A 12594-nucleotide genomic window follows, 5' to 3' on the forward strand; every position below is an offset into this window, starting at 1 on the left:
TGGATTGACCACACTGAGCAGGGCGGAAGGGGCGTTGCCGTGATCGAGCAGCCGGCGTACACCGGGTTCGGTTTCTCCGACGGGGAGTGGGGGCTGCTGGTCGGCCTGCCGCAGTCGGTGCTGACCGCGGCGAGCGCCGCCGAGTCCGACGGCACCCGCCGGACCATGGCGGAGACCGCGGCCGGGCTGGAGACCATCTCCGCTGGTCGGGAGTCGGCCAGTCCGCTGGTCGCCGCCGTGGCCGGCGAGATCGTCACCCGGGTCGGTGACCCGGACACCGGCGAGGAGTTGCCGGCCATCGCGCCCGCCGACCCCGCGGCGTACATCGACGACGTGCTGCTGCGGGCCGGCGAGGCCGCCGCGTTGCTGGCCGCGCGGGTCGACGAGGGCGAGGCCGGCGCGTACAAGCACTGGCTCGTGAAGATCGCCGAGCAGGTGGTGGGTGCCGCGTCCAGCGGTGGGCTGCTCGGCATCGGCGGCGAGGCCGTCAGCGATTCCGAGCGGCGCTTCCGCGACCGACTCGCGCACGTGCTCACCGACTGATCGACCGGCCTGTCGACTCGGTTTCCTGGCGCTTGATCGACTCGGTTTCCTGAAAACCGCGGCTTCCCCACGTCTGGGACGGCCCGCTTTTCAGGAAACCGAGTCGATCATGTCCGCCGGTCGGACGCCGCGCAGTGCGGTCAGCGCGGCCACCGCGCCCAGCAGCATCGCCAGCATCGCCGCGATCGCGGCCAGGTGCAGACCGTCGGTGAACGCGACCCGGGCCGCGTGCAGTACCGCGTCGCCCAGGTCGGCGGGCAGCCCGTCGGCCACGGCCAGCGCACCGCCCAGCGTCTCCCGGGCCGCGTCGCGGGCGTCTTCCGGCAGCCCGGCGGGCAGCCCGTCGAGCACCTCACGCCGGTAGACCGCCGCGCCCACGCTGCCGAGGAGGGCCATCCCCAGCGCGCCGCCCAGTTCGCTGCTGGACTCGGTGAGCGCCGACGCGACACCGGCCTGCTCGGGCGGCGCCGCGCCGAGGACCAGTTCGGTGACGAGCGACATCACCAGCACCAGGCCGCCCGCGTAGATGCTGGCGCCGACCAGCAGCACCCACAGCGCCGAGTCCGGCGTGACCTGGGTCAGCACCGCGAAACCGAGCACGGCGATCGCGAAGCCCGCACCGATCAGGTACGCCCGTTCGACGCGTTGGGCGAGCGCGGCGGCGGCCGGTGCGACTCCGCCCACCGCGAGGGACGGCACCAGGCTCCACAGTGCCGCGCGCAGCGGGCTCAGGCCGAGCACCAACTGGAGGTGTTGGGTGGTGAAGATGGCGAAGCCGACGATGGCGAACATCGCCAGCACGTTGACCGCGAGCGACCCGGCGAAGCCGCGGCGGCGGAACAACGCGAGGTCGACCATCGGGTACGCCCGGGTCCGCTGCCGGTGCAGGAACAGCGCGCCCACCAGCAGACCGGCCACGATGACGAGCACCCGTGGCGCGCTGACCCCGTCGCGGGCCATCTCCTTGATGCCGTAGATCACCGGCAACAGCGCGCCGAGCGACAGTGCGGCGCTGAGCAGGTCGAACCGCCCGGTCGCCGGGCTGCGGAACTCGGGCACCAGGAACGGGACGAGCAGGAGCAGCAGCATCGCCGGGATGTTGATCAGGAAGATCGAGCCCCACCAGAAGTGCTCCAGCAGGATGCCGCTGAGCACCGGCCCGATGGCGATGCCGCCGGTGAGGGTGGCGGTCCAGATGCCGATCGCGGTGCCGCGCTGCTTCGCGTCGTGGAACATGTTGCGGACCAGGGCGAGCGTGGAGGGCATCAGGGTGGCCCCGCCGATGCCGAGGACGGCACGCGCGGCGATCAGCGTCGCGGCGCTGTCGGCGTACGCGGCGAGCAGCGACGCCGCGCCGAACGCGGTCGCGCCGAGGAGCAGGAGTCGGCGGCGGCCAATCCGGTCACCCAGTGCGCCCATCGTGATGAGCAGCCCGGCCAGGACGAAGCCGTACGTGTCGAAGATCCACAGCTGTTGGGTGGCGGTGGGACGCAGTTCCTCGCTGATGAACGGGACGGCGAAGTAGAGCACCGAGACGTCCATCGAGACCAGGAGCAGCGGCAGCATCAGCACCGTGAGCCCGATCCACTCCCGCCGGCCCGCCTTCGGTGCCGGTGTGGTCATCGTCGTCATGATCCAGTCCCCTTCTGCGTATGGCGTACGCTGTTATGCGTAGACCATACGCAGAACTAGGATGGCGAGGCAAGGAGGAAAAGTGGCGGCGAAGACAGACGACAGCGGGCCGGTTCTACCGCCGGCCATCGAGTACGCCTGGGGACTGCGGGACCGGCCACCCAAGGGCCCCCGGCCCGGCATGAGCGTGCCCGCCATCGTGGACGCCGCCGTACGCGTGGCCGACGCCGACGGGCTGGCCGCCGTCTCGATGAGCCGGGTGGCCAAGGAGGTGGGCGCCGCCACCATGGCCCTCTACCGCTACGTCGGCTCCAAGGACGAGCTGCTGACCCTCATGGTGGACGCCGGGTACGGCCCGTCGCCCGGCCCGCCCCCGCCGGACACCGACTGGCGCGCCGCGCTGACCCGGTGGGCCTGGGCCGAGCACGACGCACTGCGGCAACGGTTCTGGCTGCTGCACGTGCCCATCACCGGCCCACCGATCACCCCGCAGCAGCTCGGCTGGATGGAGGACGGGCTGCGTTGCCTCGACGGCACCGCGCTCACCGAGGGCGAGAAGATGTCGACGCTGCTGTTGCTCACCGGGTACGTCCGCAACGAGGCCACCCTCGCGTCCCAGATCGCCGAGGGCAGCCAGGCCACCGGCGCCAAGCCGAGTGAGATGATGCCGGCGTACGGCCGGCTGCTGGCCCACCTCATCGACCCGGCCCGCTTTCCGGCACTGCAACGGGTACTGGCCGCCGGGGTGCTCAGCCAGGACGACGACCCCGACGACGAGTTCACCTTCGGCCTGGACCGGATCCTCGACGGCGTCGACGCCCTGATCCGACGGCGAGCGGCGACCTGAGCCCGCGGCCCGGTCAGGCTTTCTCCAGCAACTCCAGGACGACCCGCTCGGCCTCCTCCCGGGGCGCCCGCGGATCCACCGACGCCACCACCCCGTCGTGGTAGAGGTCGACCACCCGCGGGTCCACGTACGACGCACGGGCCACCGTCGGGGTGTTGCCCAGCAGGCCGGCCACCTCGCGCATCACGGCTACCACCGCCTTGCGCCGGGCCGTCACCGAGCGGGCCGGGCCGGCGGTGGCCAACTCGGTGGCGGCGAGCACCGTGGCGTGCCAGGTGCGGAAGTCCTTGGCGGTCATCTCGCCGCCGCTGGCGTCGCGCAGGTAGCCGTTGACCTCGTCGCTGCGCACGTCGCGCCACTCCCGGCCGTCCCAGTAGCCGAACAGCCGGTCGGCCCGTCGCCGGCGGCGGCGCAGGTTGAGCAACACCTGGCACAGTTCCGGGTCCTCGATCCGGCGTACCTGCTCGATGCCACCCTTCGCGGGAAACACGAAGACCACGCAGCCGCCCCGGGACCGGGCGTGCTCGGGGCGCAGGGTGGACACCCCGTACGTCGGGTCGTCACCGGCCGCGTACTGGTCGCTGCCGACCCGGAACATCCCCATGTCCAGCAGACGGGCCACCGTGGCCAGCACCCGGTCCCGGCCCAGCCCCCGGCCGTCCAGGTCACGCCCCACCCGCTCGCGCAGCGCCGGCAGTCGCCGGGCCACCTCCAGCATGTGGTCGAACTTCGCCTCGTCCTGCTTCTCCCGCCACCGGGGGTGGTAGACGTACTGCTTGCGCCCGGCCGCGTCGACTCCGATCGCCTGGATGTGCCCGTTGGCGTGCGGCGCGATCCAGACGTTCTGCCAGGCCGGCGGGATGACCAGCTCCCGCAGCCGGGCCAGCACCTCCGGATCCCGGACCGGCTCTCCGGCCGGGTCGACGAAGAGCCAGCCCCGTCCGCGCCGGCGCCGTCCGTACCCCGGTCGACCCGGGTCGCTACGCCGCAACCGCACCGGAGACCCGCACCACCTTTTCCACCTCGGCCACGGCGGCCAGCACCTCGTCGATGCGCAGAGCCGCCATCGTCGGGTGGCTTCCTACCCCGTCCCATCCCGGCCAATCGCCCTCGCCGGCCCAGAGCACCCGGTGCCGGGGGCGGTCCACCGGCGGCCCCCAGTGCGCCGGCGGCACCGGCCCGAACAGCACGACCGACGGCGTGCCGAATCCGGTGGCCAGGTGGGCCACGCCGGTGTCCGCGCTGACCACCAGACGGGCACCGGCCACCAGCGCGGCGAGCGCGCCGAGGTCGGTCCGCCCCGCCAACACCTGGTCGGGCACCAGGCCGGCCGCGTCGGCCACCCGGGCGGCCAGCGCCCGTTCGTCGGCCGAGCCGGTGAGCAACACCCGGTGGCCCTGCTCGGTGAGCGCCCGGGCCAGCGCGGCGAACCGCCGGGCGGGCCACCGCTTCGCGGGGATCTTGCTTCCGGGGTGCAGCACTGTGACGCCGGTGGGCAGCCCGGTCGAGCCGGGCCGACGCAGACCGAGGTCGGTGCGGTCGGCCGCGATGTCGTACCAGGACAGCAGCCGGCACCACCGGTCCACCTCGTGCTCGTCGACGGACCACCGCGGACCGTCGACGTGGCCGGCGTCGGCATTGGCGAAGGCGAGCAGCCGACCGGGTCGGGTGCTCGCCAGCACCCGGTGCGACCGCGGGCCGCGCCCGTGCAGGTTCACCGCGACCGACACCGCCGACCCGACCCGCGGCGGCCGGTCCAGCCCGGCGGTGTCCACCAGCCGGTCGACACCGCCGACGAGATCGACGAGCGGGGCCAGCCAGGCGGGCGCGGCGAGCGCCAACTCCCGACCGGGGTACGCGGCCCGCAGCGCGCGCAGCGCGGGCACCGCGGTCACCAGGTCGCCGACGCCGAGGGCGCGCAGCACGAGGATCACGGGTACGAGGTCTCCTGCTCGGCGCAGACCACCAGCTCCCGCACCGCGCAGCCGGGCGGCTGGTTGAGCGCGAACATGATCGCGGCGGCGGTGTCGGCGGGATCGTTGAGGATCGCGTCCGGCCCCGGCTTGTACTGCGGGTCGCGCTCGTCGAAGAAGGACGTGCGCATCCCGCCGGGGATGAGCAGCGTGACGCCGACCTGACCGGCGAGTTCGGCGGCGAGGGCGCGGGTGAAGCCGACCACGCCGAACTTCGCCGCACAGTAGGCGGTGGCGTCGCTGACCGCCTTGACGCCCAGCGTGGAGGCGACCGTGACGATGCGGCCCCGGGACGTCAGCAGGAACGGCAGGGCAGCTCGGATCACCGCGGCGGTGGCCAGCAGGTCCACGGCGATGATCCGGTCCCAGGTCTCCCCCGGCACGTCGGCGAGTCGACCCGGGACGTCCGTTCCCGCGGCGGTGACCACCGCGTCCAGGCCGCCGGCCTGCTCGGCGAGGTGCTGGGTGGCCACCTCGGCGGCCCGGGTGTCGGCCAGGTCGCACTCGGTCCAGGACACCCCGTCGGCCGGCGGTTGCCGGTCCAGGACGACCGGCCGACCACCGGAGGCGGCCACCGCGGCGACCACCGCGGCACCGAGCCCACTGGCACCACCGGTGACCAGGACGGTGGGCCCGGCACCCGGGCGTGTGGCGGTCATCGGGTCCGCTCCGCGAGCGTCCGGACGATCATGTCGGTGGTGGAGCGACCGTCCAGGTAGGGCACCACCACCGTGTTCCCGCCCCACCGTTTCAGGACCTCCGCCTCCGGCAGGGTGGCGGCGTCGTCGCCACCGCCGGTGGCGTAGTCGCCACCCTTGACCCAGACGTCCGGTCGGACCCAGGACAGGGCCGCGTCCGGGGTCGGCTCGTCGAAGATCAGGACCGCGTCGACACAGCTCAGGGCGGCCAGCAGCCGAGCGCGGTCGCCCTCGGACATCACCGGTCGATCCGGCCCCTTGAGCCCGGCCACGCTGGCGTCCGAGTTCACGCAGACGATCAGGCAGTCGCCGAGCTGTCGGGCGGCCTGCAGGGTGGCCACGTGCCCGGCGTGCAGCAGGTCGAAGCAGCCGCCGGTGGCCACCACCGTGCCGCCGGTGGCCCGTACCTCGGCGAGCAGGGTGGCGACCGGCGCGACGCCCACCCGGTCACCTCCCGGGCCGACGACGCTCGTCGGCATGGGCCGTGCCGGCGGCGGCAGTGCCGCCGCCACTCCCCCACCGGCGACGTACGCGGACGCCTCGGCGACCGCCGCCTGCACCGCCTCGGAGACCAGCGCGCCCTGGGCCAACGCCAGACTGGCGGCCGCCGCGAACCGGTCGCCGGCCCCGCAGGTGTCCCCCTCGGCGCTGCCCGGCGTCGGCACCACCAGGGGCGTCGACCCGGCATGGCAGAGCAGCGCGCCGTCCCCGCCCAGCGTCACCGCCACCGCACCGGCCCGCCAGCGTCGCCGCAGCCCCTGCGCGCCGCGCGAGGCGGTGGCCAGCCGGGAGGCACCGGGCAGTGCGGGGACCAGGTCACGCACCTCCGACTCGTTCGGGGTGGCCAGATGGACGCCGGGGATCGCCGCCGGGCCACGGGGGTGCGGGTCCCACACCACCGGCGCGCGGGTGGCGGACAACGCGTCGCGCAGCGCGGGTTGCCGGGCCACCCCCCGGCCGTAGTCGCTGACCAGCACCGCGGACGCCGCGCCGATCACCCGCAGCACCTCGTCGGAGGGCTGACCCGGCTCCCCGGACGCGCCGCCCCGGTCGTGGCGCAGCAGCACCCGACCCCGCGCCCGCAGCCGGATCTTCTCCGGCGTCGCACCGGACAGGGCCAGCGGATACACCCGCACGCCGGCCGCGGCGAGCAGCGCGCTCAGTCGGGCCCCGCCGGCGTCGTCGGCGAGCGCGGTCACCAGCACCACCTCGGCGCCCTGCGCGGCGGCGAACACCGCCGCCAGACCGGCGCCACCCGGTCGGTCGCTGGCGGCGGTCTCGTCCAGAACCGGCACCGGGGAGTCCGGACAGAGCCGGTTCACCACCCCCTCCACGTCCCGGTCGAGCAGGGTGTCCCCGAGCACCACCACCGGTCCCCTCACGCTTGCCTCCCCATCCTCACGCGTCGACCTGCTGTCCTGGCCCACCGTCGAGCACCACCTCGACGCCGGTGCGCACCGGTGCCGGCTCCCCCGACGCGGGGTGCACGACCACCGGATCGGCAACTGCCGCCAGTGCGGCGGGCAACTCCTGTTCGAGGTACTCGCAGAGCAGATGACTTGTCACCAGGTGCAGCTCCTGGACGACCTGGGTGTCCGGAGACGCCACGGCCAGCACCTCGTCGCAGGCGTCGGCGAGGGAATTGGGAGCCGTGCCGGTGAGGGCCCAGGTCGTCACGCCGACGTCGCGGGCGGCCTGGGCGGCACTGACCAGATTGGGGCTGGTGCCGCTCGTGCTCAGCAGCAGCAGGACGTCGCCGCGACGACCGTGTGCGCGCACCTGACGGGCGTACACGTCGGTGTAGCCGTAGTCGTTGGCGATGGCGGTGAGCGCGCTCGTCTCGGCGTGCAGCGCGATCGCGGACAGCGGCTGACGGTCGTGGTGGAGCTTGCCGACCAGCTCGGCGGTGAGGTGCTGGGCCTCCGCCGCGCTGCCGCCGTTGCCCGCCACCAGCAGGCGTCCCCCGGCGGCCAGCCGGTGGGCCAGGTCCGCGCCCCAACGCGCCAGCTGCGACTCACACCGCCGGTACGGCACCAGCGCCGCCGCGAGGTTCGTCAGGTGGGTGTCGAGCAGGCTGCCCGCCGGCATCAGGCCACCACCCGGGCCGGCCGGCGGACGGCGGCCACCTCGCTGTAGACCTCGACCAGCCGCTCGGCGGTGGCCGCCCACGAGTACCGCGCCCGAGCCCGCTCACGCGCCGCCGTCGCGTACGCGAAGCGCCTGATCCGGTCGTCGAGCAGGCCCTGGATCGCGGCGGCCAGCGCCTGCGGGTCCCGGGCCGGCACGAGGTCACCTGTCGTCCCGTCGACCACGGTGTCCCGGATGCCGCCCACGGCGGTGCCGACGACCGGCACCCCACAGGCCATCGCCTCCAGCGGGGTCAGCCCGAACGGCTCGTACCAGGGTGCGGCGACCAGCAGGTCCGCGGAGCGGTACCAGCGGCCCATCTCCTCCCGGGGCACCGCGCCGACCAGGTGCACCCGGGCGGCCACCCCGCACGACTCGGCGAGGGCCCGCAGCCGCCGGGCGTACGGGTCGGTCTCCAGCAGCCCCTCGGGTGGGCCGCCGACGACCACGCACTCGGCGTCCGGCACCAGTGCCATCGCCCGGATCACGGTCTGGAAGCCCTTGCGTTCGACAAGCCGGCCCACGGTGAGGATCCGGGCGCGTCCCGGCTCGCGGTCGGCGGCCGGACCGAGCGGGGCGAACGTGCCGAGGTTGACCCCCGACGGCACCACAGTCATCCGGGACCGGGGCACCCCCATCCGGACCAGTTCGCCCACCTCGTCGCGGCACTGGGCCACGATCCGGTCCACCGAGCGGCCCAACTCCCGCTCGTAGGACACCCGCCGGGCCGGGCTGGTGTCCTGTACGCCCTGGTAGCGGCGCTTCACCGTGCCCAACGCGTGGTACGTCTGCACCACCGGCACCCCGGTCTGCCGACCGGCCGTCAACGCCGCCAGACCACTCATCCAGAAGTGCGCGTGGATCACCTCGGGCACCCAGTCCCCGCCCCGCCAGCGCTCGATCAGCCACCGGCTGAACTCCCGCATGTGCGGCAACAACGCGTCCTTGGCCACCGGCTCGGCCGGGCCGGCCGGCACGTGCACCACGTCGTACCCGTCCGGGCTGCGTACGGTCACCGGCAGGTCGAACGCGTCCCGGCGGGTGTAGACCCGCACCTCGTGCCCCGCGGCGGCGAGCGCGGCGGACAGCTCCGCGACGTGCGTGTTCTGACCGCCGGCGTCCTCCCCTCCGAGGACGGCGAGCGGGCTGGCGTGCTCCGAGATCATCGCGATCCGCATACTTCCTCCTCCAGCAGCCGGTCCCAGTCAGCGAGGAAACGGTCGAGGCCGTACCTGTCCCGCGCGGCGGTTCGCGCCGCCGCGCCGGCCTGGCGCGCGGTCGCCGGTTCGGCGATGAACCGGCGGGCGGCGTCGAGCAGGGTGTCGGTCCGGGTGGCGAGGGCGCCCGCCTCCGGGGGCACCGCCGTCACCGCCTCGGTGGTGGCGAGCGCGACGATCGGCATGCCGATCGCCATCGCCTCGATGAGGCTGAGCCCGAGCGAGGTCCACCGGCACAGGTGCAGGTACGCGCGCCGCCGGGCCAGTTCGGCGTGCATCCGGTCCTGGGGGACGTCGTCGTGGCTGGTGAGCCGGTCGGCGGGCAGCCCGAGGTGGTCGGCCAGGCCGGCGACGCCCATCCCGAACACGTCCAGCGGCGCGATCTCGGCGAACTGGGGCAGCAGGTCGGTACCGGTGACCCGACCTCGTCGTACCGGCTCGTTGATCACCACGGCGAGTCGGTCGAGCTCGCCGGTGTAGGTCGCGGAGGGAGCGACGATGCCGTGGTCGACCACTGTGGTGCGGGTGCCTCCGGTGTCCCAGAAGATCTGGTTGAACCCGGTGACGTGGGCGATGAGCAGGTCGTCGCGGTCGGCCATCGGGTGCCGGGTGTTCGGCACGTCGCCCTTCGGGGTGTTGTGTTCGACGTAGATCGCGGGCAGGTCGCGGCCGGGGCGGCGGCGCAGCCACTCCCGCGCCCGGTCGATCTCCTCGGGACGTTGCAGGATGACCAGGTCGACGTCGGTGTCCGGCAGTTCCTCCGGGGTGACCTCGACCGCGCTGTCCGGCCAGGGGTAGGTGCGGGCCCGGCCGAGGCCGTACGGGCCGCGGTCGGGTGTGGTCGGGATCAGGTAGCGGTGACTGCCGTGCACGAACGACGTGGTCCAGGAACCGTGCACGTGCCAGAGCAGGATGTTCATCGTCGGCCACCACCGGTGACGGCGAGCGTCCGCAGCGCGTCGACCACCTCGTCCGGGTCGACACCACTGAGGCAGGGGTGCCCGGGGACCGGGCAGCTGGCCGCCCGGGTGTCCCGGCAGGGCGCGGCGGCGTCGCCGAGCCGGACGGTGGGCACCCGGTAGGGCCCCCACTGGCCGAACGGCACGGTCGGCGCGAACAGACTCACCACCGGTACGCCGGTCGCGGCGGCCAGGTGCGCGGGGCCGGTGTTGCCGACCACGACCGCGCTGGCGTCCGCGACGATCGCGGCCAACCCGGCCAGGTCGGTCCGGCCGCCCAGGTCGGTGCCGCCGGCAGCCGCCACCCGGGCGGTGATCCCACACTCGTCCCGGCCGCCGGTGACCAGCACCCGGTGCCCGGCGGCGGTCAGCGCCCCGGCGATCCGGGTCGCCACCTCGGGCGGACAGGCTCGGCTCGACGCGGCCGAGCCCGGGTGCAGCACCACGTACCCCGGGTCGCCGAGCTCGGCCGGGCGCGGCGCCACGGCGTCGCGCCGCAGCCGGAGCACGGGCTCGTCGCCGTCGGGCAGCCGATGGCCGGCGGCGGCGGCGAGGGAGAGGGCCCGTTCGGGTTCGGGGACGCCCACCGGCACCCGGTGCCGGACGTCCAGCAGCGAGCCCGGGTAGTCGTCGCTGATCGCCGCGATCCGGCCGATCCCCGCCATCCGCAACAGCAGCGCCAGCGGCAGGGCGGACTGGTGGAACGAGGTGAACACCACCGCCTGGTCCGCGCCGACCGCGCCGAGGCGGGCAGTGAGGCTCCGCACCGACTCCGGGTCGACCGGCCCCGGCGTGCTGTCGATCCACGGCAGCGGGTACTCGATGATCTCGTCGATGCCGGGCAGCAGGTCGGCGGCGGCACGGCCGCGTGGCCCGCACAACAACACCACCCGCTGCGCTCCGGCCGCGACGGCGCGGATAGCCGGGCCGGTGACCAGCACGTCTCCCGCCGAATCCGACCGGACCACCAACGCGGTCCGCACCGGGTCGCCCGGTGCGGTCACCGGTTGCACGGCCTGTTGGCGACGCAGGATCTCGTCCACCGCCGCCGGCAGATCGTGGGCCACCCAGCCGGCGGCGGCGATCTCCTCGGGCCGGGTCACCGGGGTGGGCACCAGCACCCCGGCGGCGCCCGCGGCCAGCGCGGCGGCGACGTCCCGGCCGATGTCGCCCACCATCGCGCACCGGGACGCGGTCGTACCCAACTCCCGGGCGGCGGCGTGCACCAGGCCGGGTGCCGGCTTGCGGCAGGCACAGCCGTCGGCGTCGTCGTGCGGGCAGATCAGCCACGCGTCGAACCGACCCAGCAGTTCCTCGACACGGGCGTGCACCGCCCACATCTGCTCGGCACTGAAGTAGCCCCGGGCCAGGCCCGACTGGTTGGTCACGACCGCCAGGCGCAGCCCGGCCGCCCGCAGCCGGTCCAGCGCCGCCCGCGCCCCCGGTACCGGCCGCACCTTCTCCGGGTCACCGTTGTACGGCACGTCCTCGATCAGGGTGCCGTCACGGTCGAGCAACACCGCGTCGTACAGGACTCCCGCTGAGCTGTCGACGGACCGGGAACCGGCGCGGTCAGCAGCGGCGTATGCCCGGGCTGACCTGCGCTGATACGGATCCTCCTGGTCCTGTCGCACAGCCGGCGGGTTCCCTGCGCCCCGAGGAGTAAACGTCGCCGTGGAGGCGCCGGGCCGGTGCCGCCGGCAGTGCCCGTGTCGGCCTTACCCGCCGTGCCGCAGAAGCTAACCCGCCAGCCGTTAGCCCCTGCCGTGCTCAGGGTATGGGAGCCCAGTGGCGATTGTGGAGAAAGTGATCGACGCTCCCCCGCAGCAGGTGTTCGACGTGCTCGCCGACGGATGGACGTACAGCGACTGGGTGGTCGGGACGGCTCACGTACGCGACGTGGACGACGCCTGGCCCCGGGTGGGCAGCCAACTGCACCACCGCGCCGGACCGTGGCCGTTCTCCCTGCAGGACGCGTCGACGGTGCTGGCCTGCGAACCGCCGCACCGGCTCGTGCTGAAGGCCGGCCTCTGGCCGGCCGGCGAGGCGATCGTGGCCTTCACGCTGCAACCTGTCGACGGGGGCCGCACCCGCGTCCGCCTCGGGGAGGACTTCGCCGCCGGTCCGCTGCGCTGGATCCGCAACAAGGTCAACGACCTGGTGCTGCACCTGCGCAACCGGGAGACGCTGGACCGGCTCGCCGACATCGCCACCCGGCAGAAGGGGACATCGTGACGCAGACCGTGGTGGTGACCGGGGCGAGCGCCGGCGTCGGTCGGGCCGTCGCGCACGCGTACGCGGCTCGGGGCGCCCGGTTGGCGCTGCTGGCCCGCGACGGCTACGAGAGTCAGCAGACCAGCGAGGAGATCGATCCGCGTACCTGGCGGGACAATCTCGACGAGCCCGGCGACGACGACACGGACCGGGGCACCGAGGGCGTGTTCCACGACCGGGCGCGTAACCGGTCGGCGGCGCTCTGGGTCGGCACCCACAAGCCGGCGCTGTCCGGTGTCGCGCTCGCCGCGGCGGCACTCGCCCTCACCGCCGTGGCCCGTCGCCGACGCTGACGCAACGCCTGCGACCAGCGGGATCGATGTC

General features: G+C 74.2%; 13 protein-coding genes. 4 read left to right on the forward strand and 9 right to left on the reverse strand.

The features are described 5' to 3' along the window. The first annotated feature begins 39 nt into the window (after positions 1 to 39). On the forward strand, positions 40 to 543 hold the full coding sequence (locus tag ACGFIQ_RS20840) for a hypothetical protein (protein WP_393245860.1): 504 nt from the start codon (positions 40 to 42) through the stop codon (positions 541 to 543). A 90-nt stretch (positions 544 to 633) separates the two neighbouring features. Here the strand turns inward: ACGFIQ_RS20840 and ACGFIQ_RS20845 are convergent, their stop codons facing one another. After that, on the reverse strand, positions 634 to 2166 hold the full coding sequence (locus ACGFIQ_RS20845; protein WP_393245862.1) for an MFS transporter: 1533 nt from the start codon (positions 2164 to 2166) through the stop codon (positions 634 to 636). Positions 2167 to 2257: 91 nt separating this feature from the next. Between ACGFIQ_RS20845 and ACGFIQ_RS20850 the strand changes: the two genes are divergently transcribed. Further along, complete coding sequence (locus ACGFIQ_RS20850) at positions 2258 to 3022, forward strand: TetR/AcrR family transcriptional regulator (protein ID WP_393245864.1); 765 nt, start codon at positions 2258 to 2260, stop codon at positions 3020 to 3022. Positions 3023 to 3035: 13 nt separating this feature from the next. Here ACGFIQ_RS20850 and ACGFIQ_RS20855 read toward each other — a convergent pair whose 3' ends face one another. The 8 genes from ACGFIQ_RS20855 to ACGFIQ_RS20890 are packed head-to-tail and all read right to left on the reverse strand — an operon-like array spanning position 3036 to position 11630. Then, positions 3036 to 4019 carry a DNA topoisomerase IB gene (locus ACGFIQ_RS20855; protein ID WP_393245866.1) on the reverse strand — a complete coding sequence of 328 codons (984 nt, stop codon included), beginning with the start codon at positions 4017 to 4019 and terminating at the stop codon, positions 3036 to 3038. Next, positions 4003 to 4956 carry a glycosyltransferase family 9 protein gene (locus tag ACGFIQ_RS20860; RefSeq protein ID WP_393245868.1) on the reverse strand — a complete coding sequence of 318 codons (954 nt, stop codon included), beginning with the start codon at positions 4954 to 4956 and terminating at the stop codon, positions 4003 to 4005. Before ACGFIQ_RS20860 ends, ACGFIQ_RS20855 begins: the two co-directional genes overlap by 17 nt. Further along, positions 4953 to 5654, reverse strand: a complete 702-nt coding sequence (locus ACGFIQ_RS20865) for an SDR family oxidoreductase (RefSeq protein WP_357069081.1) — start codon at positions 5652 to 5654, stop codon at positions 4953 to 4955. Before ACGFIQ_RS20865 ends, ACGFIQ_RS20860 begins: the two co-directional genes overlap by 4 nt. Next, on the reverse strand, positions 5651 to 7075 hold the full coding sequence (locus tag ACGFIQ_RS20870) for a PfkB family carbohydrate kinase (RefSeq protein ID WP_393245871.1): 1425 nt from the start codon (positions 7073 to 7075) through the stop codon (positions 5651 to 5653). Before ACGFIQ_RS20870 ends, ACGFIQ_RS20865 begins: the two co-directional genes overlap by 4 nt. Before the next feature lie 16 nt (positions 7076 to 7091). Next, entirely contained in the window at positions 7092 to 7784 is a 693-nt protein-coding gene (locus ACGFIQ_RS20875; RefSeq protein WP_393246032.1) for an SIS domain-containing protein, read from the reverse strand. Continuing rightward, a complete protein-coding gene (locus ACGFIQ_RS20880) occupies positions 7781 to 8998 on the reverse strand; it encodes a glycosyltransferase (RefSeq protein WP_393245873.1) in 1218 nt (405 codons plus the stop codon). The genes ACGFIQ_RS20875 and ACGFIQ_RS20880 overlap by 4 nt, the downstream gene beginning before the upstream one ends. Then, positions 8983 to 9957, reverse strand: a complete 975-nt coding sequence (locus ACGFIQ_RS20885; RefSeq protein WP_393245875.1) for a glycosyltransferase — start codon at positions 9955 to 9957, stop codon at positions 8983 to 8985. The genes ACGFIQ_RS20880 and ACGFIQ_RS20885 overlap by 16 nt, the downstream gene beginning before the upstream one ends. After that, complete coding sequence (locus tag ACGFIQ_RS20890; protein WP_393245877.1) at positions 9954 to 11630, reverse strand: HAD-IIIA family hydrolase; 1677 nt, start codon at positions 11628 to 11630, stop codon at positions 9954 to 9956. Before ACGFIQ_RS20890 ends, ACGFIQ_RS20885 begins: the two co-directional genes overlap by 4 nt. A gap of 154 nt (positions 11631 to 11784) precedes the next feature. On the opposite strand from ACGFIQ_RS20890, the gene ACGFIQ_RS20895 reads away from it, so the two are divergent. After that, positions 11785 to 12231 carry an SRPBCC family protein gene (locus tag ACGFIQ_RS20895; RefSeq protein WP_393245879.1) on the forward strand — a complete coding sequence of 149 codons (447 nt, stop codon included), beginning with the start codon at positions 11785 to 11787 and terminating at the stop codon, positions 12229 to 12231. Then, a complete protein-coding gene (locus ACGFIQ_RS20900; RefSeq protein WP_393245881.1) occupies positions 12228 to 12563 on the forward strand; it encodes an SDR family NAD(P)-dependent oxidoreductase in 336 nt (111 codons plus the stop codon). The genes ACGFIQ_RS20895 and ACGFIQ_RS20900 overlap by 4 nt, the downstream gene beginning before the upstream one ends. Positions 12564 to 12594: the final 31 nt, after the last annotated feature.

Origin of the sequence: Micromonospora sp. NPDC048898, assembly GCF_043198035.1 — a bacterium.
Taxonomy (GTDB): domain Bacteria; phylum Actinomycetota; class Actinomycetes; order Mycobacteriales; family Micromonosporaceae; genus Micromonospora.

Excerpts from the sequence above, each read along its gene's own strand:
- ACGFIQ_RS20880 (WP_393245873.1), bottom strand. The coding sequence starts at position 8,998 with ATGCGGATCGCGATGATCTCGGAGCACGCCAGCCCGCTCGCCGTCCTC.
- ACGFIQ_RS20845 (WP_393245862.1), bottom strand. The coding sequence starts at position 2,166 with ATGACCACACCGGCACCGAAGGCGGGCCGGCGGGAGTGGATCGGGCTC.
- ACGFIQ_RS20865 (WP_357069081.1), bottom strand. The coding sequence starts at position 5,654 with ATGACCGCCACACGCCCGGGTGCCGGGCCCACCGTCCTGGTCACCGGT.
- ACGFIQ_RS20885 (WP_393245875.1), bottom strand. The coding sequence starts at position 9,957 with ATGAACATCCTGCTCTGGCACGTGCACGGTTCCTGGACCACGTCGTTC.